Raw genomic sequence first — 24,809 nt, forward strand, 5'->3', positions numbered from 1 at the left:
GCTCGACGAGAGAGACGAAGCGATGACCCCCACAGGAAAGCTCAAGCTCATCGACCGCGTTCACGCGATCAACTGGAACCGCGTCGAGGACGACAAGGACGCCGAGGTGTGGGACCGGCTCGTCGGGAACTTCTGGCTGCCCGAGAAGGTGCCCGTCTCCAACGACATCCAGTCGTGGGCGACCCTCACTCCTGTCGAGAAGGAGCTGACGACCCGCGTCTTCACGGGGCTCACGCTCCTCGACACGATCCAAGGGACCGTCGGTGCCGTCAGCCTCATCCCTGACTCGATCACGCCGCACGAAGAAGCCGTCTACACGAACATCGCGTTCATGGAGTCGGTCCACGCGAAGAGTTATTCGTCGATCTTCTCGACGCTCATCTCCACACAGGAGATCGACGACGCGTTCCGTTGGTCCGAGGAGAACGTCAACCTCCAGCGCAAGGCGGAGATCGTCCTCGGTTACTACCACGGGGACTCGCCGCTCAAGCGGAAGGTCGCGTCGACGCTGCTCGAGTCGTTCCTCTTCTACTCCGGCTTCTACCTGCCGATGTACTGGTCGAGCCGGGCGAAGCTCACGAACACGGCAGACCTCATCCGCCTCATCATCCGTGACGAGGCCGTGCACGGGTACTACATCGGCTACAAGTACCAGAAGGGCCTCGAGAAGCTCTCGCCGGCCGAGCGTGACGAGATGAAGGCGTATACCTTCGAGCTGCTCTTCGAGCTCTACGAGAACGAGGTCCAGTACACCGCAGACCTCTACGACGGCGTCGGTCTCACCGAGGACGTCAAGAAGTTCCTGCGCTACAACGCCAACAAGGCGCTCATGAACCTCGGCTACGAGGGTCTGTTCCCCAAGGACGAGACGGACGTCAATCCGGCGATCCTCTCGGCGCTGAGCCCGAACGCCGACGAGAACCACGACTTCTTCTCCGGTTCCGGGTCGTCGTACGTCATCGGCAAGGCCGTCAACACCGAAGACGAAGACTGGAACTTCTGACGCGTCGTCCACCCACGACGAAGGGCCCCGTCTCTCCCACCGCGCGGTGGGAGAGACGGGGCCCTTCGTGTGTCGTGCAGGCGCTACTTCGCGTCGAGGATGTCGACGACGAAGATGAGGTCCTCGTCCGCGAGGTCGCTCTCTTGGCCTTCGTACGCGAGCGACTTCGGGATGACCAGCAGCACCTGGCTGCCGACGGTCTGGCCGACGAGGCCCTGGTCCCAGCCGGGGATGACCGATCCGGTACCGATCGTCGTGGTGAATGCCGAGCCGTTCTCCCACGAGGAGTCGAAGAGCGTCCCGTCAGAGACCTTCCATCCCGAGTACTGGAACGTGACGGACTGGCCTGCTTCAACAGGTGCACCAGCACCCGTGATGAGCGGCTGGGTCACGAGCTCGGCGGGCGCCGTGTAGCCGTCGGGGACCTCGATGCTCGGCTTGCCCGTGTCGTCGAGCGTGACTGTCGGGAGACCATCGACCGGTGCGACGGCCTCGCCCTCGGCACGGGAGGGGATCGTCCGAGTGGAGACGGCCTCGATCGCGATCACCTGGGTCTCTCCGTTTTGGTCCATGTTCGCAAGGATGAACCGGGCCCCGACCTTCTGGCCTTCGAGCGCAGTGCTCAGCGTCGCGACGATGCCCGGGTCGCCGATGGTGATCTCGCCGGGCTCCGTCTCCCAGGTCGACTGAGACTCGACACCGTCGGTGCCGGTGTAGCTGACCGACTGCAGCCCGACGAGGCTCCCGGCGAGGATCTCCTCGCCTGTGCCCTCGTCGATGAGGCGGATGACTGGTGCACTCGTCGTCAATGGAGTTGCGAACTCCAGCGTCGGCTTCGTGCCGGGGTCCCCGGTGAGCGTCACAGCGTCGACAGCAGCGATGTCTTCAGCCGTGGGCGTCGGCTCGGTTGCCGCTGCGTCCGTCGCGGACTCAGAAGGCGTCGCCTCTGATTCGGCGTCTGCGCCACAGGCGGAGAGGAGCAGTGCGGCCCCGAGAGTGAGTGCGGTCATGCCGCGCAGTGTGCGGTGTTTCAAGACAGGTCCTTCGTTCGTCGGTTCCAGCTGCGGTCGGAACCGGCGCGGGCGGGTACTGACCCGGTGCGCGGAGCGACCAGCTCACGACGATCGGACACGTGTCGTGTGCAGCGTTGGGCGGACACACTGTATCGGGTGATCCTGAGAAGGTCCTGGGATGCGATGAATGTCCGGGTTCTTCATCCTCGTCGGCGCTGCAGACGACCGAGCGCTCGCCACAGGGGACGAGCCGTCTCAGGTCCCCGAGACCTCGTACCCGATGGACAATGGACGCATGCCGTCGTCCCGTAGATCCAGGCGCCGCCCGTACGAGCAGGAGCACCGCCCGCTCGATCTCGACCGAGCAGGCGGAGGACGCCGTCACGACCAGCGTGACGGCGTGAGCTGGACCGTGCAGTCGGTGCGCACGAGCGACAAGGCGTACCGGTGTCCGTGGTGCAACCAGGAGGTCGCGCCAGGGACTCCCCACGTCGTCGCCTGGGCGAACGACTCTCTGTTCGGTGCGCAGGCCGCGCTCGATGCCCGTCGTCACTGGCACACCGGCTGCTGGGACAGCGGCCGGTAGCCCTGACCAACCATGAAGGAGACCGTCGATGTCGTCGTCCTCGCTCGACCTGCACCTGTATCGCGTGGCACCCGGAGGCGGTGCGTGCGTCGTCCTTCTCCACGGGTTCCCTCTCGACCACCGGATGTGGGACGACGTCGCCGCTCTGCTCCCCGCGGACGTGAGCGTCGTCGCCCCGGACCTTCCCGGCCTCGGCGCCTCTCCGCTTGACGGTGAGCAGCCGCCGTCCCTCGAGGCCGCGGCCGACGAGGTCGCAGCGGCCGTCCGGCGCGGCGGCTTCGCCGAGATCGTCGTCGTCGGGCTCTCCATGGGTGGATACGTGGCGCTCGCGCTGCTCGAGCGCCACCCGGAGCTCGTCGTCGGTCTCGTGCTGGTCGACACGCGCTCGACGCCTGACACCGACGAGACACGTGCACGTCGGTTGCGGATCGCCGACGACGTCGTGCAGACCGGGGCGCTGGTGCCCGTGAGTGACGCCTCTGGGCTCGTGGGGCTGACGACGCGCACAGGTCGCCCGGAGGTCGTCGCTCGGCTCGAGGCCTGGATCCGGGAGCAGTCGCCGGAGGGCGTCGCATGGTCCCAACGAGCGATGGCCTCACGCCCTGACCGGACCTCGGTGCTCGCGTCGTTCTCCGGTCCGTCGGCTGTGGTCGTCGGTGACGAAGACGAGCTGGCTCCGCCCGCGGCAGCAGAGCACATGGCTGTGCATCTACCAGACGCGCGCGTCGTCCTGGTCCCCGGCTCGGGGCACATGAGCGCTGTCGAGGCGCCGGTCCCTGTCGCGTCGGCGATCGCCGACGTCGTGGGTCGGGTACGCCAGCGCACGTGACGGTACGGCGTCACGCCGGGGTGATGCCTAGGACTGGCGTTCGGGGTGAAGAGCGCGGTCCAGGGCTTCACGCAGGTCGATCGACTCCCCGTCACGTGCGCCGTCGCCGAGGACGAGGGGCGGGTCAGACGGAGCGAGCACCGCACCCCGCACGAGCGCTCGCAACGATCCTTGGACCGTCAGAACGTAGAACTCTCCGTCGGCGCCGATCCCTACGCTGCGGTTCTTGCGCAAGAACCAGCCGTCGACCGTCGTGCGGTAGGTCGCTCGGCCGTCGTAGGACCGGGCGGTGAACCGCTCGGTCGGCACACCGCCAGCACGCGCTGCGACGACGAAGTCAGCGATCATCGCTCGGGCCTGAGCGGTGCGCGCGAGCCGTCGACGCTCGAGCTCGGCTGCCTGGTGGGCGGCGTTCGCCGACTTCTGCTCGCGCCAGGACGGCGCCGGACCCAGAGGGTCCGGGCCGGTGGAGCCGTCCTCAGCGGGCGACGGACTCATCGTCGACGTCGTCACGCGTCTTCTCGGCGACCGTCGCCTCGCTCTCGGTAGCTTCAGATGCTGGTTCCGATGTCGGGTCGGCCGCGTCGTCCGGGGCCGGCTTGGGGACCTCAGCAGGCTTCACCGCTGGCGCGTCAGCCGAGGTCTCGTCTGTCGACGGCTCGGTTGCTGGCTGTGTCGTGCGTGCTTCTGCCGTGCTCGGCGCTGGCGAGCTGTCGTCTGCGGCAGTCTCTGGCTCGGCTGCCGTCGACGTCTTCGACGCGGTGCTGGTCTCGCTCGCAGCGGAGGCATTCGGCACGCGGCCGGATGCAGCCTTGCGGGCCTGCTGCGCCGGGGTGCCGGATGCCGACAGGGGAGCAGGGCGTGCCTTGCCGCGGGCGGGCTTCTTCGCCGGAGGGCTTGCTGGTGCGGGTTCCTGGGCCGCGGAGAACGACTCCTCGGCTGCAACCGCAGCCTCGAGGGTCGAGGCGCTCGGGATCGTCTCTCCACCGATGAGAGCGCGCAGCTCGTCGATGTAGACCGTGATGGAGGCTCGCTGGCGATTGAGGTCGTCGACCTGGCGCTGAGCGTTGCTGCGCTCGCGCTCAGCCTCGATGAGGGCGTCCGAGACCACCTGGTCGGCCTGCTCGCGTGCGGCGGCTGCGATCGCTGCCGCGGTCTTGCGGGCGGCCTCAGCAGACTCCTTGGCGTGGGCATCGCTGTCCTTGCGGATCTGCTCGTACTGGACGAGAGCGTCCGCTGCGCGCTTCTCTGCTTCCGCGGCGTGGCGCTCGGCATCCCCGAGAAGCTTGTCCGTCTCGGCTCGTGTCTTCGCGTGGACCTCGGTGTCGGCCACCTGTGCGAGCTCGTGCTTCGCGGCGATCTCGAGCTCGGCGCGTGCCAGCCGTTCGCGAGCCTCGTCGACGAGGGGAGCGGCTTCTGCCCGCGCTGCGTTGAGGGTGTCGGTCGCTGCCCGGCGGGCGTCAGCGAGCATCTTGTCGACGTAGATCTGCGTCTGCTCCCGCAGCTCGGTCGTCTCCCGATCGGTTGTCTCGCGTTGGGTGGTGGTCTCGCGATCGGTCGATTCGCGCAGCTGTGCAGCATCGCGTCGTGCAGTCTCCACGAGGTGCGACGCCTCGAGGTTTGCAGCGCTCAGCTGCTCGCTGGTAGTGCGCTCGGTCGCTGTCCGGAGCTCCTCGAGGTCGAGCTCGGCCTGGACGCGGTTGGCCTCCAGCTCTGCCTCGATGCTCTGCCGGAGCGTTGCGAGCTCCCGGTTGAGCTCGGTCCGTCGCAGCTCCACCTCTTGGAGTGCGGCGGACCGCACCGCTGCGGCATCCGTCTCGGTGCGCTGGCGCAGCTCATCGGTCTCGCGTGTCGTCGTGGCGCGCAGGTCGGCGACGTAGGCCTCGGTCTCGGTGCGTGCCGCGGAGGTCTCGGTCTCGGTGCGGTGGCGGAGCGCGGACGTCTCCGCATCGGTCCGGCCGCGGAGCTCCGCGGCATAGTTCTCGGCTTCGTCTCGTTGTGTCGTGGTGAGCAGCTCCGTGCTCGAGCGCAGCGCCTCTGCGTCGCGCTCGGTCGTGACGCGCAGCTCGGTCGTCTCCCGCTCGGTCGTGGCACGCAGCGTCCCGAGCTCGCGCTCGAGCGAGGTGCGTCGTTCCATCTCTTCGGTAGTGATCGCAGTCTGGATGCGGGTGGCCTCGCGCTCGGCGGAGCCGACGAGCTCTTCCGCACGACGTTCGGCGGAGACGATGGTGGTCTCGGCTTCGTTCGCACCGGCGGAGCGGATCTCTTCAGCCTCACGACGAGCGGCGGCCAGCATCTCGGCCACCTCGTTCTCTGCGCGCGACCGCATCTGGCTGGCGCCGAGCTTGGCGCGGGTGAGGATCTCCTCGGCCTGCTCTTCTGCTTGGGTCATGACGTCTGTGGACTGTTCCTCGGCGGACCGCATGAGCTGTTCGATGCGAGATCCCAGGCCTGCGTAGGAGGGGCGTTCGGTCTCGCGGATCTTGTCTTGCGCGTCGGCCAGTGCGGCAGCCATCTGCGTGGCCTGGGAGTCCAACGTCGTCAGCTGGGACTGTGCCTCCGCGAGGCTCGCCTCGAGTGTGTGGACACGCCCGTCGACCTGAGCGCGGTCGTAGCCGCGCATCACTACGGGAAAGATCGGGCGTTCGTCGGACACAAGAGCCTCCGGGATCGGGGTGGACATGCTGCACTGAACCTTCACATGCTCGCCCGCACAAGGCCCGACGAGCATGGATACGTTGCAGTGCGGCGCGATCGAGCGCGCCCTTCCGCCCAGCCTATCGGGTCTCGTCGAGGTGCGGAACGAGCGGCGAGATGATCCAGAAGGGTAGGTTTCGTCCGTCTGTGCAGGATTCGGCCCGTGCTCCGCGCGTTAGGCTGGAATCTCTTTGTCGAAGGGATCGAACAGGTGCTGCAGAAGATCGTGACGGTTGCCCTGGTACTGGTGGGGCTCGTCCTCGCTGGGCTAGGAGTTGCCTCGGGGACCGTATGGCGCCCCAGCGACACGGTGACCCTCACCAGCGGTACGCACACCTCGGCGACGCTGCTCATGACCCGACCGGGTGTCCTCGGGCTCGTCGGTGACACGGTGACCATCAAGGCGTCGGTACCCGGGGACGAGACGGTCGCGCTCGCGATCGGTCGGACAGCCGATGTCGAGGGCTGGGTCGGAACCGATCCTGCGGTCGTCGTCACGGGGGCCACCGACTGGGAAACGCTGGCTGTCGTCGAGCAGGCGTCGACCGAGCCGGCCGACGAGGCGGAACCAGCCGACGAGGCCGAGCCGGCCGAACCTGCCGACGAGGCGGAGCCTGCTGAACCTGCCGACGAGGCGGAGCCTGCTGAGCCGACCGACGAGACCGATCCGGCGGAGCCGGCTGATGCCGCAGAGGCCGACGAGGCCGAGGCCGTCACGTCACCTGACCCGAGAGGGTCGGACATGTGGACAGTCGAGGCATCGGGCGAAGGCGGTGCCGAGCTCGAGTGGTCGGCGACCTCGGCGATGAGCGACCAGGTCTTGCTCGCAGCATCGGTCGGCGAGACGACCCAGGCTCCGGTCGTCACCCTCACATGGCCGCGTGAGGTCACGACCCCCTGGGTCTTGCCTGGCGTCGCTCTCGGTTCCGTCCTCGTGCTCGTCGGGCTGCTGCTCGGATATCTCTGGTTCGTCGCGGGTCCCCGACACGACCGGCAGCGCCGGCGGACGTCGCCAGGGACACGGTCTCGGCTCTCTGCGCGCTCGGGGCGCGCAAGCGGGACCCGGGACGTCCCTGAGACCATCATCGTCGAGCCGTCATCATCGTCCAGCGGACACGACGCTCATGAGGTAGCCAGCAGGCATGGTGGCTGGGCGGCCGATGTGCAGCCCGACGCAGGTGCTGACGCTGACACCCCCGTCACCGTGGCGAGCAGCGGAGCTGGTCTGACGCGGCGTGAGCTCCGCGAGCAGGCGGAGCGAGCGCTCGTCAAGCAAGAGGTGCTGGCGGAACAGGCCGAGAAGGGGGCGACGAAACCGCGACGTTCCTGGCCGTGGACCGGCGCCATCCCCGCTGTCAAGGCACGTGGAGAGGGGCGGACCGGCCCGAAGACCGCGGCGGTACCGGTGGTCCCGGACGAGGCGGAAGCGCATCGTCCTGGATGGCTGAGCGAGGGAACTGCGTCGGCATCGGGCTCTGCCTGGCGGCAGGCCTGGGGCGTGGGCTCTGGCTCTCGGTCCACGACCGGCGCTGAAGACTTCGATCCTCGGCCCGCTGCCGGCCCCAGAGGCCGGCCTCCGGTGCTGCCGGAGTCGATGCGTCCTGGGGATCTCGATCCTCAGCCCGCTGCTGGCCCCCGGGGTCGGCCTCCGGTGCTGCCGGAGTCGATGCGTCCTGGGGATCTCGATACTCGGCCGGCTGCTGGCCCGCGGGGTCGGCCTCCGGTGCTGCCGGAGCCGACGCCGACCCAAGGTTTTGATCCCCGACCCGTTGTCGAGCCCCCGGTGGTGCCCGAGCCGACACGGCGTGGCTCCCAGCCTGCGCCGAGACCCGAGCAAGAGCGGACGCAGGGCCCACCGCTGCGGGGCGGCGGCATGCGCCGACGTCCGACGGTCCAACCCGACCGCACACCTACCGAGGACCAGGAGGGAGACCGATGAGGCGTCATCTGCGTCGTTCTGCTGTCCTGGTCTGCACGGGCGCGCTCTTCCTCGCCGCCTGCGCTCCTGACCTCCCGACCGTCGACGTCACCTCTGCAGAATCCGAGGCACCTGTGGTCTCGGCGGACCAGGAAGCGGCGATCCATACGTCGATCGGCGAGGCTCTCACCGCAGGAACAGAGACCCTCGACGCGGCGGTGCTCGCTCCCCGTCTGACGGGGCCTGCACTCGCGCTGCGGACGGCAGAGCTGACCGTCGCTGCAGCGACAGACGTCAAGGACGCCATCACGGAGGTGCCGACCGTCACTCAGTCCGAGGTCGTCCAGGCGACCGACGGGTGGCCGCGCTGGACCTTTGCAGTGAGCGAACGTCCGCTGAACCTCCAGACGGAGCGTCTGCTCGTCACCGAGCAAGAGTCCCCGCGTGAGCAGTACAAGCTCTGGGGCTGGATTCGCCTCTTCCCAGGCGTGACGCTCCCCACGTTCCCTGCGGCGACGACCGGCACCGAGGCCGTCGCTGCGGACGACGCATCCCTCCTGCTCTCGCCCGTGGACGCGGTCGCGCACTACGCAGACGTGCTCAACTCCGGAGACGAGTCGGCGTTCGCGGCAGAGTTCCCCTCCGACCCGCTCCGCGATCAGATGACTGCTCGACGCGCTGACCGGACCGCGCTGGCCGAGACGGGCGCTGGGACCTACACGCTCGTGTTTACCCCGACAGAGGGCGCTCTGCGGGCTCTGCGGACCACCGAGGGCGGCGCGCTCGTCATCGCGGAGGTGACGTCGTCCGAGACCCTCGCAGGCGAGGACGGCGCGGTGATCAACCCGACGGCCACCGAGAGCGCGTTCACGGGCGGAGCCGCACCCTCCAACTCGCTCACGGTGGGGCGGACCGCGCTCGTCGGGATCTACGTCCCGGCTGCTGGCTCGACCGAACCGATCACGGTCGTCGGCAGCGAGCTCCTCACGACGTCTGCCTCGGTTCCGTAGCCGACAGACCTGCACAGCACCCGACTGATGGAAAGATGGGTATATGAGTCTTCCTGGTCCCTCCGGTTCACAGTTCGACGTCCGTGGTGCGGTCGACCTCTCCGCGTTCGGCAAGCCCACTGCTCCGCCTCCTGGGGCACCCGGTGGTGCCCCGCCCGCTGGCGGCTTCGTCGTGGACATCACGGACGAGATGTTCCCCTCGCTCGTCCAGCAGTCCGCACAGGTCCCGGTCGTCGCGCTGCTGTGGACGCCGACAGACGCCGAGTCCGTCCGGCTCGCGACCGACCTCGCAGCCCTCACGCAGGAGTACGCCGGGCGGTTCTTGCTCGGGCGCGTCAACGTCGTCGACTTCCCCCAGGTTGCCGAGGCGTTCCAGGTCACGGCGTTCCCGACGGTCGTCGCGATCCTCGGCCAGCAACCGGTGCCCCTCTTCCAAGGGGCCGTCGAGCGTGAGCAGATCCGTGGTGTGCTCGAGCAGCTCCTCGAAGCGGCACAGCAGAACGGCATCACCGGTGTGCTCGCAGCCGACGGTGCCGAACCAGCGGCCGAGGAAGCGGCCCCGGCCGAACCAGACCTGCCACCCCTGCACCAGAAGGCGTTCGACGCGATCGACGCCGACGACCTCGATACGGCAGTCTCCGCATACGAGCAGGCCCTGCGGGAGAACCCTCGGGACGACCTGGCGACAGCAGGGCTCGCCCAGGTGCGTCTCCTGCAGCGCACCAAGGGTGCTGACCTGGCGGCCGTCCGTGCGGCGGCAGCAGCCGCGCCGGAGGACATCGACGCACAGCTCGCCGTGGCGGATCTCGACCTTCTGGGCGGAAAGGTCGAGGATGCCCTCGGACGGCTCATCGCGCTCGTCCCAGCGGCTCCTGACCGCGAGGTCCTGCGCGTGCGCCTCGTCGAGTACTTCAACTTGCTCGGCCCGCAGGACCCGCGAGTCGTGCCGGCGCGTCGAGCACTGACGAACGCTCTCTACTGACTCGTACCGACCTGACCCGTACCCATCCCGACGCGCACGACGAGAACGACGACGTGAGGCCGGCCCCACCTGGGACCGGCCTCACGGCGCTCTAGCGACGAAAGTCGGCTGAGATGCTCAGCCCTCGGGGGTGAGGTAGATCGCGCCCAGGGGCGGAACGCTGAGGAGAGCCGAGAAGGGCCGTCCAGCAGCAGAGACCTTCTCCGCTGTCACCGCGCCGAGGTTGCCGACGCCTGAGCCGCCGTAGACGGTGGCATCAGTGTTCAGCACCTCTTTCCACACCCCACCGGACGGGAGCGGCACCCGGTAGCCCTCGTGCGGCGTCCCGGCAAAGTTCACGACGACAGCGACGACGTTCCCGTTCGAGTCCTTGCGCAAGAAGGACAACACGTTGTGGTCCGCGTCGTTCTCGTCGAGCCACTCGAAGCCGGACGGGTGGTGGTCCAGCGCCCACAGCGCCGGGTGCTCGCGGTAGACGCTGTTGAGGTCGCGGACGAGGCGCTGGACGCCAGCGTGCCCCTCGTCGGCGAGGACGTCCCAGTCGAGTGTGCCGGACTCGGCCCACTCGGCGGGCTGGGCGATCTCGTTGCCCATGAAGGTGAGCTTCTTCCCGGGGTGCGCCCACTGGTAGGCGAAGAGCACACGGACCCCGGCACGCTGCTGCCAGTCGTCGCCGGGCATCTTGTGCAGGAGCGACCCCTTGCCGTGCACGACCTCGTCGTGGCTGATCGGCAGGACGAACTGCTCCGAGTACGCATAGACCATCGAGAACGTCGCCTCGTGGTGGTGGTACCGCCGGTTGATGGGGGCTTCAGCAAGGTACCGGAGCGTGTCGTTCATCCACCCCATGTTCCACTTGAGCCCGAACCCGAGACCACCGGCGCTCGTGGGGCGCGTGACCCCGGCCCAGGCGGTCGACTCCTCAGCGATGAGCATGACGCCCGGGCTGCGCCGGTAGGCCGTCGCGTTGGTCTCCTGGAGGAACTCGATCGCTTCGAGGTTCTCACGACCTCCGTTGATGTTCGGGCGCCACTGACCCGGGTCGCGTGAGTAGTCGAGGTACAGCATCGAGGCGACCGCGTCGACGCGCAGACCGTCGATGTGGAACTCTTCGAGCCAGTAGGTCGCGTTCGCGACGAGGAAGTTGCGGACCTCGGACCGGCCGAAGTTGAACACGTACGTGCCCCAGTCGGCGTGCTCACCGAGCAGCGGGTCCGGGTGCTCGTACAGCGGCGTCCCGTCGAACCTGGCGAGAGCCCACTCGTCCTTGGGAAAATGGGCGGGGACCCAGTCGACGATGACTCCGATGCCTGCCGCGTGGAGGCTGTCGACGAGGTAGCGGAAGTCGTCTGGGTGCCCGAAGCGAGAGGTCGGCGCGTAGTACGACGTGACCTGATATCCCCACGACCCGCCGAACGGGTGCTCCGCCACCGGCATGAGCTCGACGTGGGTGAATCCCATCTCGAGGACGTACTCGGTGAGCTGGGTCGCCAGCTCACGGTAGCCGAGGGACCGGCGCCACGATCCGAGGTGCACCTCGTAGATGCTCAAGGCGCCGTTGTGCGGGTCGGTGGCCTCGCGGTGGGACAGCCACGCGTCGTCTTGCCAGGTGTAGTCGGACTCGACGACCACGGACGCGGTAGCGGGCGGGACCTCGGTCCCCTTGGCCATGGGGTCCGCCTTCTGGCGCCACGAACCGTCTGGGCCGAGGATCTCGAACTTGTAGCGGGTCCCGCCACCGAGACCGGGGAGGAACAGCTCCCAGATGCCGGTGGACCCGATGGATCGCATCGAGTGCGAGGAGCCGCTCCAGCTGTTGAAGTCTCCGATGAGCCGGACCGCCTGCGCGTTCGGCGCCCAGACGGCGAACGCTGTTCCGTGGACGTCACCGAGCTCGCTCGGGTAGTCCTTGGTGTTGGCACCGAGCACCGTCCAGAGCTCCTCGTGCCGGCCCTCGCGGATGAGGTGCTGGTCGACCTCTCCGACCGTCGGCAGGAAGCGGTACGGGTCGTCGGTGATCGACGACGAGTCTGCGTAGCGGACACCGATCCGGTAGTCGGGCACCTTGCCGTCAGGCACCCGCATCGTCGTGACCCAGATGCCGTCTTGCTCGTGGCGTGCCGGGTGCTCGCCCGTCGCTGTGACGAAAGAGACCTCGTCGGCGAAGGGGCGCAGCGCACGCAGGGTCACGGCGTCGCCGGAGGGGTGGACGTGCGCACCCAGGACGCTGTGCGGGTCGTGGAACGTGCCGTGCGCGACCGCTGCGAGAGTGTCGGCCAAGACGGGCAGCGGCGTGGGCGAGTCGGTCGGTGGCAGGGTCTGATCCGTCATAGGCCTACCATTCCACGCCTGGCCGCGACGCGCATGGACACGCGGTGCCGACACGGTCGTCGGCGGTCGACCCGCATGGACCTGCAGGACTAGCGGCCGAGGATCCGGTCGATCGCCGCGAGAGGGATGTGTGTCCAGTCGGGGCGGTTGCGCTCTTCATACACGACCTCGTACAAGGCTTTGTCGAGCTCGAACGAGTCGAGGATCAGCACGCGGTCCGCCAGCGAGGGGCGCTGTCCGAACCCCAGCGCCCCAGGGACGGTGAGGTAGCCGTTGTACCCCTCGAGGAAGGCGCGGCGCGCGGCACGTGCCCACTCGGTGGAGCCGGCATGACCGACCGCTGCGGCGTAGTCGAAGGAACGGAGCATCCCTGTCACGTCACGCTCACCGAGATCGGGTCGAGTGCGTTCGCGCAGAGGCCGCAGGGGCTCGCCCTCGAAGTCGAGGATCCTCCATCCTGTCTGGGGGCTGTAGAGGGCCTGGCCGAGGTGGAGGTCACCGTGGATGCGCTGCACGGGCGGGAGCGGGCGTCCTTGGCGGACGGCGTCGTCCGTCACCGAGCTCATGTGCGCGAGGAACGCTTCGATCTCCGTCGCCCGCTCGCGGACCGCGGCGCTCGCAGAGCTGGCAGAGCGGACCCGACGCCGCAGGGCGTCGAGCAGCCACGCGGGGTCGACGTCGCGGACCTCGTCGACGAAGGCGCGTCGGAGGGCGCTGTGCATCTGCGCGACCTGGGTGCCGAGCTCGCGAGCCGGTCCGTTGAAGGGGCGGCCGTCGGCGGCGAGCGAGCACGCGAGCTCGAAGCCGTCCGTGGCGTCCGGGACGAGCTCGGCGAGGACGCCTGCGTGGGCGCGCCAGGAGCCTTCAGGGTCGTCGATGGTGAGCTCGTGCCACGCGTACGGCGTCGGCACGCCGTGCCATCCCGCGCGCGTCAGCGCCAGCGGGACGACGACGTCCGGGTTGTCCCCGGGGGCCAGCGTCCGGAGGATCTTGAGCATCGTGCCCCCGGCGACCCGGGGGAGGAGGACCGAGCTGTTCGACTGCTCGACGGAGAGGATGTGCGCACCGGTGAAGTCGTAGGGCTGGCGTGCGGGCCGGTCTTCCTCGGCCCAGGTGGCAGCGTCCAACCACGCCGACCAGAACGCAGGGTGCTGTGCACCGTCGTAGAGACGGCCGGCTGAGGTCGTGCCGACGAGCGCAGACGGGTCGACGACCGGGCCGGCCGGACGCGCGGCCGGGTCAGCGCCCTCCTGCTCGAGCACGAGGGGGACCTGGAGCGTCACGTCGACGCCCCCGGCCCCCTCGCGTCGGGCTCGGACGATCGCGATGAACGGCTGTCGTCCTCCCTGCGCGTCGGAGGGCATGGGGATCCGGGCGGTGCACGACAGGACGACGTCGACGCCCTTGGCCGGATACCACCGACGGGACGGCAACCACGCCTCGAGCAGCCTGAGGATCTCGCCGTCGTCGAGGTCGAGCGTCACGCCGTCGTGCCCTGTCTTCGGATCCACCAGTGCCACACCTATCCATTCGCGTCGGAGGGAGCTCAGGTGACCTTGAGCCAGAAGAACTCCCGCGAGCCCAATGTCATCACGACTTCCCCGTCCTTGCTGATCGACGCGATCGGCGCACCTCCGAAGAGGTCCGTGAGCGTGCCCCCCGCGTGGCCGGGGATGCTGACCTTGGCAGCACGTGCGGTCGCTGCGAGGTTGGTCACGCAGAAGATCGTCTCCTCCGACGAGACCCGCAAGAACGCCAGGACAGACTCGTTCTCCGCCACGAGCGGGACGAACGTTCCGGTCCCGAACGCAGGGTGCAGCTTGCGCACCTTGAGCATGCCGTGCACCCAGTGCAGGAGCGACGTGGGCTGGGCCCACTGCGCCTCGACGTTCGCGTACTGGAAGTTGTGCGCGAGCGACTGGATGAGCGGGAGATAGAGCTTTCCCGGGTCCGCTGTGGAGAAGCCTGCGTTGCGGTCTGGCGTCCACTGCATCGGCGTCCGGACCGCGTCGCGGTCCGGCAGCCAGATGTTGTCACCCATCCCGATCTCGTCGCCGTAGTAGAGGCACGGGCTGCCGGGGAGGGAGAGGAGCAGGGCGTGGGCGAGCTCGATCTCGTTGCGGGAGTTGTCGAGCAGTGGCGCGAGCCGCCGCCGGATGCCGATGTTGGCACGCATCCGTGGGTCGGGTGCGTACCACCCGTACATCGAGGCGCGCTCTTCTGTCGAGACCATCTCGAGCGTCAGCTCGTCGTGGTTGCGGAGGAACGTGCCCCACTGGGCACCCGCGGGGATCGCCGGGGTGTCGGCGAGGATATCGAGGATCTGCTTCGCCCGTTGGTCCTTGATCGCGAAGAAGATCCGAGGCATGACGGGGAAGTGGAAGCACATGTGGCACTCCGGCTCCTTCTCGGTGCCGTAGTACTGCACGACCTCCTCCGGCCACTGGTTCGCCTCGGCCAGCATGATCGTGCCCGGGAACTCCTCGTCGATCATCGTGCGGACCTGCCGCAGGAACTGGTGCGTCTCGGGGAGGTTCTCGCAGTTCGTGCCCTCGGACTCGAAGAGGTAGGGCACTGCGTCGAGACGGAAGCCGTCGACACCCACCTGGCACCAGTACCGAGCGACGTCGAGCATCGCGTCGACGACCTTGGGGTTCTCGAAGTTGAGGTCGGGCTGGTGAGAGAAGAACCTGTGCCAGAAGTACTGTCTGCGCACGGGGTCGAACGTCCAGTTGGACGTCTCGGTGTCGACGAAGATGATGCGTGCGTCCGGGTACTTCGTGTTCTCGTCGTTCCACACGTAGAAGTCGCCGTACGGTCCCTCGGGGTCCGAGCGCGACGCCTGGAACCACGGGTGCTCGTCGCTCGTGTGGTTCATGACGAGGTCGATGACGACGCGGATGTTGCGCCGGTGGGCTTCCTCGATGAGCTCGGTGAAGTCCGCCATCGACCCGTACTGGGGGGAGATCGCGGTGTAGTCCGCGACGTCGTAGCCGCCGTCGCGCAGCGGGCTGGGGTAGAACGGGGGGAGCCACAGGCAGTCGATGCCGAGCCACTGGATGTAGTCCAGCCTCTGGATGAGTCCACGGATGTCGCCGGAGCCGGCCCCCGTGGAGTCGGAGAATGCACGAACGATCACCTCGTAGAACACGGCGGTCTTGAACCACTCCGGGTCGTCGGTGAGACCGTGCTGCTTGGTCTCTCGCTCGTCTGGATGGTCGCTCGTCCCCCCGCCCGGAGCGGTCGGTTGACGGCGCGGTGGGAGAGCCGCGATGGGGATGGGCGCAGTGATCGGGTTGGCGATCGGGTGGGTCGTCAAAGAGGCCTCACGTGGATGATGTGCGCGCTGTTGGCGAACGGATCGAGCTGGACGAATACCTGGCTGCCCCAAGGGTATGTGGCGCCGGTGAGGAGATCGTGCGCGGCGAAGGACTGGTGCTCGCCAGCGTCGTCGAGCCCGAGCGTGGCGAGGTCGAGCGTGATGGTCGCCGAGCGTGTGGAGTACGGGTCGAGATTCACCACGGTGATGATCGTGTCGGCTTCCCCGGTAGGGGAGTGCTCGGCCGCGAGGTGCGACGAGTACGCGAGGATCTGGTCGTCGCTCGTCGGGTGGACCGTGAGGTTGCGCAGCTGCCGCAAGGACGGGTGCGCGCGGCGGATCTCGTTGAGCCGGGTGAGGAGCAGCGAGATGCCGATCTCGCCGGCACGGGACCAGTCGCGCGGCTTGAACTCGTACTTCTCGTTGTCGATCTGCTCCTCGACGCCGGGCCTCGGGATGTTCTCCGCGAGCTCGTAGCCCGAGTAGATGCCCCACGTGGGGGATGCCGTGGCGGCGAGCACAGCCCGGATCGCGAAGCCGGCGACGCCTCCGTGCTGGAGGAACGGCGGCAGGATGTCGTGCGTCGTCGGCCAGAAGCTCGGACGCATGTACGCGCCAGAGGGCCCAGAGAGCTCCTCGAGGTACTCCGCCAGCTCCTCCTTGGTGTTGCGCCAGGTGAAGTACGTGTACGACTGGTGGAACCCGATCTTCGCGAGCGCGTGCATCATCGCAGGCTTGGTGAACGCCTCTGAGAGGAAGATCACCTCAGGGTTCGTCGAGCGGATCTCTCCGAGGAGCCGTTCCCAGAAGGGGAGCGGCTTCGTGTGCGGGTTGTCGACGCGGAACGCGGTGACGCCGTGGGTGATCCAGACGTGCAGGACGCGCAGGACCTCCTGGTAGATGCCCTCGGGGTCGTTGTCGAAGTTCAGCGGGTAGATGTCTTGGTACTTCTTCGGAGGGTTCTCGGCGTAGGCGACGGATCCGTCCACCCTCGTGGTGAACCACTCGGGATGCTCGGTCACCCAGGGGTGGTCGGGCGAGCACTGGAGCGCGAGGTCGAGCGCGACCTCCATGCCGAGGTCGCGCGACGTCCGGACGAACCGGTCGAAGTCGTCGAACGTCCCGAGCTCGGGGTGGATGGCGTCGTGCCCGCCGTCGGGGGAGCCGATGCCGTACGGCGACCCGGGGTCGCCGGGGGCCACCGTGAGGGTGTTGTTGCGGCCCTTGCGGTTGGTCGTGCCGATCGGGTGGATCGGTGTGAGGTAGACGACATCGAAGCCCATCGCGGCGATGCCGGGGAGCCTGCCGGCCGCTGTCTCGAGCGTCCCGGACACCCACCTCCCGGTCGCTTCGTCGAGGAGAGCGCCCTCGGAGCGAGGGAAGAACTCGTACCACGCGCCCGCCAGGGCGAGCGGCCTGTCGACGACGAGCGGGTACGTGGCCGAGGTGGAGACCATGTCACGCACCGGCCGGGCCGCGAGCACCGTGTGGACCTCGGGCGAGGTCGCTGCAGCGAGGCGAGCGAGCGGGGGGCGGTCCGTGTCGCCGAGGGCGACGACGACGTCGCGCAGCGTCGTCGTCTCGTCGGGCCGCAGGTCGGGGCGGGCCGCGGCCCGGGTGAAGAGGGCCGCTCCCTCCTGAAGCATGAGATCGACGTCGATGCCGGCACGGATCTTGATCGATGCGTCGTGCTCCCACGTCGCGTAGGGGTCGGACCATCCTTCGACCCGGATGCCCCAGGCGCCCTCCGTGTCGGGTACGAGGTGCGCACGGAACCGGTCCAGGCCTGGTGCGACGTCGACCATGGGCCCGGTGATCTCGCGGCCGTCGGGTGCCACGAGGACGGCCGTCGCTGAGACGGCGTCGTGCCCTTCGCGGAACACCGTCGCCTCGATCGGTACGACCTCGCCGACGGTGGCCTTGGTGGGCCACCGGCCTTCGTTGATCACGGGAGCCACGTCGAGGACAGGGATGCGTCCGATGAGCGCGGACGCCACGGGGGGCTTCTTGGCGGAGCGCTTCGTGGTGGCGGAGGTCGTGCGCGCCTTGGTGGTGGGGGTGCGCGGCGTCGCGGCCGCGGGGGTGGACCGGGTCTTCGCTGCTGGTGTGGCGCGTGCCTTGGCTGTCGAGGTGGTCCGTGGCTTCGCGGGGGGTGGAGTCGGAGCCGTGGAGGCGGGAGCTGTCTGCGCTCGGGCGGCCGGAGTGGCCCGTGCTCTGGTCACGGGCGTCGCGCGAGGCGTCGCCGCTGCGTCACCGGTCGAGGTCGGAGGCGCTGTGGGGACGTCGGTCGCAGGAGCGTCTGGGCCCGAGGACTGGGGAGTGCGCTTGGAGGTCACACACCGAACCTACCTACTCGGTGGGCGTCCGGATACTCGAACCGCACCTCTCGGCGCGCCGTCCTGACGATCCGGAAACGTCTTGCAGTCGTTTCAGACTTGTTCCCAGAAATAGGTGTGCAATCGACTTTTGCTCGGTAGTGTCGGAGCGTGAAAGCCATCCGTAGATTCACCGTCCGCACCGTCCTTCCCGCCGCGCTCCAGGATCTGGACGAGCTGGCGCACAATCTCCGCTGGTCGTGGCACGCGCCGACCCGTGACCTCTTCGCAGCACTCGATCCAGTCATCTGGCGCGAGGTCAAGGGCGACCCCGTCGCCCTTCTCGGTGCGCTGACGCCGGACAAGCTCGCGGCGTTCGCCCGCGACGAAGCGCTCGTGGAAGCCGTGCGTGCGGCCGCCGCGGACCTGCGTGACTACATGACGAGCCCTCGGTGGTATCAGAGCGCGGGAGACGATCTCCCCGCCGCCATCGCCTACTTCTCGCCCGAGTTCGGCATCACGAAGGTCCTGCCGCAGTACTCCGGTGGGCTCGGCATCCTTGCAGGTGACCATCTCAAGAGCGCCTCGGACCTCGGTGTCCCGATCGTCGGCGTCGGGCTCCTCTACGGCGCCGGATACTTCGTCCAGTCGCTCACCCGAGACGGGTGGCAGGTCGAGGACTATCCCCTGCTCGACCCCGACGGGCTCCCGATCACGTTGATCCGTGAAGACGACGGTCTCCCGGCCACGGTGAGCATCGCGCTGCCGGGCGGCCGGACGCTGCACGCGCACGTGTGGATGGCAGCCGTCGGGCGCGTCCCGCTCCTCCTCCTCGACTCCAACATCCCGGAGAACGACGACCTCGCTCGGAAGGTCACCGACCGTCTCTACGGGGGCGGCGGAGAGCACCGGCTCCAGCAAGAGCTCCTTCTCGGCGTCGGCGGCGTGCGTGCGCTCCGGCTGTGGTCGCGTCTCACGGGTGCCCCGGAGCCGGAGGTCTACCACACCAACGAGGGGCATGCCGGCTTCCTCGGGGTCGAGCGCATCGCTGAGCTCGTCAACCAGCACGGCCTGACCTACGACGAGGCCCTCGAAGCGGTCCGCTCCGCGACCGTGTTCACCACGCACACCCCGGTGCCTGCTGGTATCGACCGCTTCGGTGTGGACACGATCAGCCAGTACTTCGGCGGCGCCAACGAGATCGGCGGGGTGCCGCTCGACCGGATCCTCTCCCTCGGCGCCGAGGACTTCGACGGCGGAGACCCGACAGTCTTCAACATGGCACTCATGGGTCTGCGCCTGGGCGGGCGCGCCAACGGCGTGTCTCTCCTCCACGGCGAGGTGTCCCGGGGCATGTTCAACGGTCTGTGGCCGGGCTTCGACGAGACCGAGGTCCCGATCGGGTCCATCACCAACGGTGTCCACGCGCCGACCTGGGTCGACCGCCGGGTCAGCGAGCTGGCCGAGTCCCGCTTCAGCCCTGCGGAGCTCGAGTCGAGCGACGGGTGGCTCCGCACAGATGCCGTGAGCGACATCGAGCTGTGGGACGTGCGACGCGCGCTGCGCTCGCAGACTGTCGACGACGCGCGCCTGCGGCTGCGCAAGTCGTGGCGCAAGCGCGGCGCCAGCCCCGCCGAGCTCGGCTGGATCGACGAGGCGCTCTCGCCCGACGTCCTGACCATCGGTTTCGCCCGTCGCGTCCCCACGTACAAGCGGCTCACGCTCATGCTCCGGGACCCGGACCGCCTGCGGTCGCTCTTGCTCGACCCGGACCGTCCGGTGCAGCTGATCATCGCCGGCAAGTCGCACCCGGCGGACGACCAGGGGAAGCGGCTCATCCAGCAGCTCGTGAAGTTCACCGACGACCCTGCGGTGCGCCACCGGATCGTGTTCCTGCCGAACTACGACATCGGGATGGCGCAGACGCTCTATCCAGGGTGCGACGTGTGGCTCAACAACCCGTTGCGACCGCTCGAGGCGTGCGGCACGTCTGGTATGAAGGCTGCGCTCAACGGGGGTCTCAACCTCTCCATCCTCGATGGCTGGTGGGACGAGTGGTTCGACGGCGAGAACGGCTGGGCCATCCCGACCGCTGACGGTGTCGAAGACGCAGACCGACGGGACGACCTCGAGGCGGCTGCGCTCTACGACCTCATCGAGTCGCAGGTCGCTGCACGCTTCTACGACCGGGGTGCTGACGGCGTGCCACGCCACTGGATGCAGCAGGTGCGCCACACCCTCGCGACGCTCGGCCCGAAGGTCCAGGCGACGCGGATGGTGGCGGACTACGTCAACGGTCTCTACGCTCCGGCGGCTCGGGCCGGTCGGCTCCTGCACGACTCGGACTACTCCGGTGCGCGCGGCCTCGCGCAGTGGAAGCAGACGATCCGCGGGGACTGGGCCCATGTCCGGGTCGATCACGTGGAGTCGGCGGGCCTCGGGGAGGCTCCTCAGGTCGGCGACCATCTTGCTGTCCACGCGTACGTGTCGTTGGGTGCGCTCACCCCGGCAGACGTCGACGTCCAGGTGGTGCACGGAAAGGTCTCGGAGTCGGACGAGATGTCGTCGTTCGTCGCCGAGCCGCTCACCGTGCTCGAGACCCTCGAGGCGGGCCGCTACGCGTTCGGCGGAGAGGTCGTCCTCGACTCCTCAGGGCCGTTCGGTTACACGGTCCGCATCGTGCCCAAGCACGACGGGCTCGTCAACGTCGCTGAGCTCGGGCTCGTCGCCAACGCCTGACCGCTCGACGTGCGGCCCGGGTCCCGTCGGGACCCGGGCCGCACCCGTGCCCGGACTGGTGCACCGAGCATGTGGACCTCTCGTCCCAGGGATATGACACCGTGAGTCTTAAGTCCCCCAGGATCGTCCGTCGTCGCAGATACGGTGGATTCATCGCTGAACAGCGAGCAGGGGGACCGAATCCCAAAATACTGAGGGGTATTGAAATGTCGAGCATCACCACGTCCCGCAAGCCAGTCGCCATCGTCGCCATCCTGTCGATGGTCGCCGGCCTCGTTCTCATCATCGCCGGTGGAGTCGTGTGGGGGATGATCACCTCGCAGCTCAAGGACGAAGAGATCACCGTCTCCGCCGTCACCGACGAAGAGCCGGGCGCACTCGCCGGCAAGGACGTCGCGGGTCCGTTCACCGCTTTTGCCCAGGCCAACGCGATCAACCACCACGCGCTCGCAGGCAGCGACGGCAAGACGTACGCAGAGATCGGTGCGGAGGTCGCCGGGCTCAAGGCAGCCGATGCTGAGGGCAACGCTGACCAGATCGCTGCGCTCGGCGAGCAGCGCACCACCGTGATGAACGCGTCCTTCCTGCGGGCGTCGCTCTTCACCTCGGTCGTGGCCTACGGAGTCTCCGCCCTCGTCATGGGACTGGGCGTCATGTTCATCCTCCTCGGATGGAGCCAGTGGCTCCTCGCCGCAGCTCGCACCGAGCAGGTCGCTGCGACCACCCACGAGTCCGCTCCCGCCGCCGTCTGATCGATCACCAGCACTGACGACGCGCACGACGAGGGCCCCGCCGGTTCGGCGGGGCCCTCGTCGTGCGCGTCGTCCTGGTCAGTCCTCGAGCGGGTAGGCGACGTAGAGCTGCGTCGAGAGAGGCTCGAGGTGGACGAGCGCACCGGCGGGGAGGTCTCCCGACGTACCGTCCGTCGTGTCGCTCCTGTCGGTGTCGTCGAAGCGCTGCTCAGGGTTCTCCCACGCGCTGTCCCATGCCAGGGTCCACGTCCGGGTGCTGTTTCCGTCGCCGGCGAGGCCGACGTGGGCGTCGTCGAGCGTGCCGTTGATGACGAAGAGGACGTGTGCCTCGTCTCGGGGCGCACCGGCTGCACGTCTCCCACGACGGAGCATCTGGAGCGTCCGGACCTCGCGGTCGTGCCACTGCGCGTGCGAGACCGGCTCACCCTGGCTGTCGTACCACGCGAGGTCAGGCTGCTCGGGGCCGTCGAGCGGTGCAGGGCGTCCGAGGAAGAACTCGTCGGCGCGCAGCGCCGCGTGCTCTCGGCGCAGCGAGAGCAGGTACCGTGCGGTGTCGAACAGGTCTGTGCGCCACGGCGACAGGTCCCAGGCCACCCACGAGAGCTCGTTGTCTTGGCAGTAGGCGTTGTTGTTGCCGCGCTGGGTGCGCCCCATCTCGTCTCCGGCGGTGATGAGCGGTGTGCCTGCGGAGAGCAGGAGCGTTCCGAGAAGGTTGCGCACAGACCTCCGGCGCATCGGACCGATCTCCATCCCGACCGACTCTGCCTGCACCGGTCCTTCGATGCCGTGGTTCCACGACCGGTTGTCGTTGCTGCCGTCGCGGCCGTTCTCGCCGTTCGCCTGGTTGTGCTTGTGCTCGTACGCGACGAGGTCCGCCAGGGTGAACCCGTCGTGCGCAGTGATGTAGTTGATCGATGCCACGGGCCCTCTGATGTGGGGCGGGTCGCTGTGACCGAAGAGGTCTGCTGAGCCGGCGAGCCGGGTCGCGAGCTCACGGATCCCTTGCCCGGGGCGACCGTGGGCGGCCTGCGCCGGGTCGGAGAGCCAGAAGGAACGCACCGCGTTGCGGAACCGGTCGTTCCACTCGGCCATCGGGGGAGGGAAGTGTCCTGTCTGCCAGCCGCCCATCCCGACGTCCCACGGCTCCGCGACGAGCTTGAGCTGGCTCAGGAGCGGGTCGGTCTGGAGCGCGACGAGGAACGGGTGGTTCGTGGTGAACCCGGTACTGTCGCGACCGAGCGTGACGGCGAGATCGAACCTGAACCCGTCGACACCGATCTCCTGAGCCCAGTACCGCAGCGAGTCGAGCGTCATCTGGACGACGCGTGGTCGGCGGAAGTCGAGCGAGTTCCCGCAGCCGGTGACGTCGACGAGCACAGCCGGGGATCCGCCGTCGTGCAGGTAGTAGGACGTGTTGTCGAGCCCGCGCCACGAGAGGTGCTGACCGGGGGTGCCGCCCTCGCACGTGTGGTTGTAGACGACGTCGAGGATGACCTCGATCCCCGCGGCATGGAGCAGGTGGACCATGCCCTTGACCTCGTCGAGGACCGCACCCGGCCCGGCGTCCTGCGCCGCGCGGGTCGCGTAGCCGGCGTGCGGGGCGAAGAAGCCGAGCGTGTTGTAGCCCCAGTAGTTGGTCAGCCCTTTGGCGACGAGGTGCGGCTCGTCGGCGAACGCATGGATCGGCAGGAGCTCGACGGTCGTGATCCCGAGCGTCCGGAGATGATCGATGGTCGCCGGGTGGGCCAGGCCCGCGTAGGTTCCGCGGAGGTGCTCTGGGACTGCGTCGAGCTGGCGTGTGAGCCCACGCACGTGCGCCTCGTAGATGACGGTGTCCCGCCACGGGACGTGCGGCCGAGACACCGGAGGGTGCCCTGTCCGGGGCGCGACGACGACGGAGTGGGGCACGTGTGCCAGCGAGTCGCGGCTGTCGGCGGGACCGCACGGATCACCGGTGACCCCGCCTGTCGAGGGATGTCCCTCGGCTACGTGCCCGTACGTGATCGGGCCGAAGTCGAGGTCGCCGACGAGGCCACGAGCGTACGGGTCGACGAGGAGCTTGGCCGGGTTGTGCCGCAAGCCGGCCTGCGGGTCCCAGGACCCGTGCGTCCGGAAGCCGTAGCGCTGTCCTTCACGGACGCCGGGTACGTACCCGTGCCACACCCCGTAGCTCTTCTCGACGAGCGGCACCCGCCGCTCGGTGAACGACAGCGCGCCGTCCGAGCCGGTCGCGGGGGCGGGGTCGATGAGGCAGAGGTCGACGCCGGTGGCGTGCGCGGCCAGGACTGCGACCCGCACGCCGTCACCTTCGAGATGGACGCCGAACGGGGGGACGGGACTGTGTACGGAGCCGCCTGATGGTTCGGTCATGGGGACGATTCTCTCGCGTCTGGGAACAGGTCGCGCACATGTGGGCGGTGTCGGTCCATCGTGGCGGTGGCGTTGTAGGCTGCATGCGGTCGTATCGCGATGGAAGAGAGAGCTGCTTGCCATGAGGATCGTCGTTCCGGTGAAGCATGTCCCGGACATCCACTCGAACCGTCAGTTCACCCCTGACGGACGTACCGCACGCGGAGCCGACGACGGCACGCTCAACGAGCTCGACGAGAACGCGATCGAGGCGGCACTGCAGATCGTGGAGGCCCTGGGGGCGGAAGGCCGTGCAGCGAGCGAGGTCATCGCGCTCACCGTGGGGCCGGTCGAGGCTGACGCCGCGCTGCGCAAGGCCTACCAGCTCGGAGTCGACCGCGCGGTCCGGCTGACGGACCCAGCGATCGCGGGGTCGGACGTCTTCGGGACGGCGACGGCGATCGCGGCCGCGGTGCGGACGCTCGAGGAGTCAGGCCCGGTAGACCTCGTCATCACGGGGATGGCGGCGCTCGACGGTCTGGGGTCTGTCGTTCCCGCCTTGCTGTCCGCCGACCTGGGCCTCCCGCAGCTCACGCTCGCGTCGCGCCTGACGGTCGCCGACGGCCGGGTCGAGATCGACCGTGACCTCGACGGCGTGACGGAGACGCTCACAGCGTCGCTGCCTGCCGTGGTCAGCGTCACGGACCACGTGAACACCCCGCGCTACCCGAACTTCAAGCTCATCATGGCTGCGCGCTCGAAGGAGATCGTGGCCTGGGACCTTGCTGCCGTCGGCCTTGCTCCCGACGCCGTCGGGGAGGCCGGGGCCCGGACCCGTGTCGTGTCCAGCGCGCCGCGGCCACCGCGCGAGCCCGTCGAGCTCGTGGTCGACAAGGGGGAAGGCGGCCGTGCGCTCGCCGACTACCTCATCCGCAACGACCTTGTCTGAATCCACCCTGCCTGAAC

General features: G+C 68.6%; 17 protein-coding genes. 9 read left to right on the top strand and 8 right to left on the bottom strand.

What is annotated here, in order from left to right; genetic code table 11:
• The first annotated feature begins 22 nt into the window (after positions 1–22).
• Positions 23–1,003, top strand: a complete 981-nt coding sequence (nrdF, locus tag ATL42_RS02360; RefSeq protein ID WP_098453980.1) for a class 1b ribonucleoside-diphosphate reductase subunit beta — start codon at positions 23–25, stop codon at positions 1,001–1,003.
• Positions 1,004–1,086: 83 nt separating this feature from the next.
• Here nrdF and ATL42_RS02365 read toward each other — a convergent pair whose 3' ends face one another.
• Entirely contained in the window at positions 1,087–2,013 is a 927-nt protein-coding gene (locus tag ATL42_RS02365) for an FKBP-type peptidyl-prolyl cis-trans isomerase (RefSeq protein ID WP_098453981.1), read from the bottom strand.
• A gap of 190 nt (positions 2,014–2,203) precedes the next feature.
• Here ATL42_RS02365 and ATL42_RS02370 point away from each other — a divergent pair, with 190 nt between their 5' ends.
• Positions 2,204–2,602 carry a hypothetical protein gene (locus tag ATL42_RS02370; RefSeq protein ID WP_342748084.1) on the top strand — a complete coding sequence of 133 codons (399 nt, stop codon included), beginning with the start codon at positions 2,204–2,206 and terminating at the stop codon, positions 2,600–2,602.
• Positions 2,603–2,630: 28 nt separating this feature from the next.
• The gene (locus ATL42_RS02375; RefSeq protein WP_098453982.1) at positions 2,631–3,431 is read left to right on the top strand and encodes an alpha/beta fold hydrolase; all 801 of its coding nucleotides are present in this window, start codon (positions 2,631–2,633) and stop codon (positions 3,429–3,431) included.
• 27 nt (positions 3,432–3,458) lie between these two features.
• On the opposite strand, the gene ATL42_RS02380 is transcribed toward ATL42_RS02375, so the two are convergent.
• Both ATL42_RS02380 and ATL42_RS02385 read right to left on the bottom strand, forming a co-directional pair.
• Entirely contained in the window at positions 3,459–3,929 is a 471-nt protein-coding gene (locus tag ATL42_RS02380) for a hypothetical protein (RefSeq protein ID WP_098456268.1), read from the bottom strand.
• A complete protein-coding gene (locus tag ATL42_RS02385) occupies positions 3,910–6,114 on the bottom strand; it encodes a coiled-coil domain-containing protein (RefSeq protein WP_143556678.1) in 2,205 nt (734 codons plus the stop codon). The genes ATL42_RS02380 and ATL42_RS02385 overlap by 20 nt, the downstream gene beginning before the upstream one ends.
• A gap of 225 nt (positions 6,115–6,339) precedes the next feature.
• Between ATL42_RS02385 and ATL42_RS02390 the strand changes: the two genes are divergently transcribed.
• From ATL42_RS02390 to ATL42_RS02400, 3 genes are read left to right on the top strand one after another with little or no spacing between them, the layout of a single operon-like run.
• Positions 6,340–8,067 carry a hypothetical protein gene (locus tag ATL42_RS02390; RefSeq protein ID WP_143556679.1) on the top strand — a complete coding sequence of 576 codons (1,728 nt, stop codon included), beginning with the start codon at positions 6,340–6,342 and terminating at the stop codon, positions 8,065–8,067.
• Positions 8,064–9,056: a DUF8094 domain-containing protein gene (locus ATL42_RS02395; protein ID WP_098453985.1), complete on the top strand. Its 993-nt coding sequence runs from the start codon at positions 8,064–8,066 to the stop codon at positions 9,054–9,056. Before ATL42_RS02390 ends, ATL42_RS02395 begins: the two co-directional genes overlap by 4 nt.
• 43 nt (positions 9,057–9,099) lie before the next feature.
• On the top strand, positions 9,100–10,038 hold the full coding sequence (locus ATL42_RS02400) for a tetratricopeptide repeat protein (protein WP_098453986.1): 939 nt from the start codon (positions 9,100–9,102) through the stop codon (positions 10,036–10,038).
• 117 nt (positions 10,039–10,155) lie between these two features.
• On the opposite strand, the gene glgB is transcribed toward ATL42_RS02400, so the two are convergent.
• The 4 genes from glgB to ATL42_RS02420 form a co-directional block, all read right to left on the bottom strand.
• On the bottom strand, positions 10,156–12,369 hold the full coding sequence (gene glgB, locus ATL42_RS02405; RefSeq protein WP_098453987.1) for a 1,4-alpha-glucan branching protein GlgB: 2,214 nt from the start codon (positions 12,367–12,369) through the stop codon (positions 10,156–10,158).
• Between the two features lie 89 nt (positions 12,370–12,458).
• The gene (locus ATL42_RS02410) at positions 12,459–13,880 is read right to left on the bottom strand and encodes a maltokinase N-terminal cap-like domain-containing protein (protein WP_143556680.1); all 1,422 of its coding nucleotides are present in this window, start codon (positions 13,878–13,880) and stop codon (positions 12,459–12,461) included.
• Between the two features lie 35 nt (positions 13,881–13,915).
• On the bottom strand, positions 13,916–15,688 hold the full coding sequence (treS, locus tag ATL42_RS02415; RefSeq protein WP_098453988.1) for a maltose alpha-D-glucosyltransferase: 1,773 nt from the start codon (positions 15,686–15,688) through the stop codon (positions 13,916–13,918).
• Positions 15,685–17,685, bottom strand: a complete 2,001-nt coding sequence (locus ATL42_RS02420) for an alpha-1,4-glucan--maltose-1-phosphate maltosyltransferase (RefSeq protein ID WP_245862688.1) — start codon at positions 17,683–17,685, stop codon at positions 15,685–15,687. Before ATL42_RS02420 ends, treS begins: the two co-directional genes overlap by 4 nt.
• 489 nt (positions 17,686–18,174) lie before the next feature.
• Between ATL42_RS02420 and glgP the strand changes: the two genes are divergently transcribed.
• Complete coding sequence (gene glgP, locus ATL42_RS02425) at positions 18,175–20,742, top strand: alpha-glucan family phosphorylase (protein WP_098453989.1); 2,568 nt, start codon at positions 18,175–18,177, stop codon at positions 20,740–20,742.
• A 206-nt stretch (positions 20,743–20,948) separates the two neighbouring features.
• Complete coding sequence (locus ATL42_RS02430) at positions 20,949–21,494, top strand: aromatic ring-opening dioxygenase LigA (RefSeq protein WP_098453990.1); 546 nt, start codon at positions 20,949–20,951, stop codon at positions 21,492–21,494.
• Between the two features lie 78 nt (positions 21,495–21,572).
• Here the strand turns inward: ATL42_RS02430 and glgX are convergent, their stop codons facing one another.
• Complete coding sequence (glgX, locus tag ATL42_RS02435) at positions 21,573–23,864, bottom strand: glycogen debranching protein GlgX (RefSeq protein ID WP_098453991.1); 2,292 nt, start codon at positions 23,862–23,864, stop codon at positions 21,573–21,575.
• Positions 23,865–23,985: 121 nt separating this feature from the next.
• Here glgX and ATL42_RS02440 point away from each other — a divergent pair, with 121 nt between their 5' ends.
• Positions 23,986–24,792 (top strand): electron transfer flavoprotein subunit beta/FixA family protein, encoded by an 807-nt coding sequence (locus tag ATL42_RS02440; RefSeq protein WP_098453992.1) that lies wholly within the window; start codon positions 23,986–23,988, stop codon positions 24,790–24,792.
• Positions 24,793–24,809: the final 17 nt, after the last annotated feature.

Origin of the sequence: Sanguibacter antarcticus, from assembly GCF_002564005.1 — a bacterium.
GTDB lineage: Bacteria > Actinomycetota > Actinomycetes > Actinomycetales > Cellulomonadaceae > Sanguibacter > Sanguibacter antarcticus.

Coding starts and splice junctions, on each gene's coding strand:
- ATL42_RS02370 (WP_342748084.1), top strand. CDS start 2,204: ATGTCCGGGTTCTTCATCCTCGTCGGCGCTGCAGACGACCGAGCGCTC.
- ATL42_RS02380 (WP_098456268.1), bottom strand. CDS start 3,929: ATGAGTCCGTCGCCCGCTGAGGACGGCTCCACCGGCCCGGACCCTCTG.
- ATL42_RS02430 (WP_098453990.1), top strand. CDS start 20,949: ATGTCGAGCATCACCACGTCCCGCAAGCCAGTCGCCATCGTCGCCATC.
- glgX (WP_098453991.1), bottom strand. CDS start 23,864: ATGACCGAACCATCAGGCGGCTCCGTACACAGTCCCGTCCCCCCGTTC.
- ATL42_RS02400 (WP_098453986.1), top strand. CDS start 9,100: ATGAGTCTTCCTGGTCCCTCCGGTTCACAGTTCGACGTCCGTGGTGCG.
- ATL42_RS02385 (WP_143556678.1), bottom strand. CDS start 6,114: ATGTCCACCCCGATCCCGGAGGCTCTTGTGTCCGACGAACGCCCGATC.
- glgB (WP_098453987.1), bottom strand. CDS start 12,369: ATGACGGATCAGACCCTGCCACCGACCGACTCGCCCACGCCGCTGCCC.
- ATL42_RS02375 (WP_098453982.1), top strand. CDS start 2,631: ATGTCGTCGTCCTCGCTCGACCTGCACCTGTATCGCGTGGCACCCGGA.
- ATL42_RS02365 (WP_098453981.1), bottom strand. CDS start 2,013: ATGACCGCACTCACTCTCGGGGCCGCACTGCTCCTCTCCGCCTGTGGC.
- ATL42_RS02395 (WP_098453985.1), top strand. CDS start 8,064: ATGAGGCGTCATCTGCGTCGTTCTGCTGTCCTGGTCTGCACGGGCGCG.
- ATL42_RS02440 (WP_098453992.1), top strand. CDS start 23,986: ATGAGGATCGTCGTTCCGGTGAAGCATGTCCCGGACATCCACTCGAAC.
- nrdF (WP_098453980.1), top strand. CDS start 23: ATGACCCCCACAGGAAAGCTCAAGCTCATCGACCGCGTTCACGCGATC.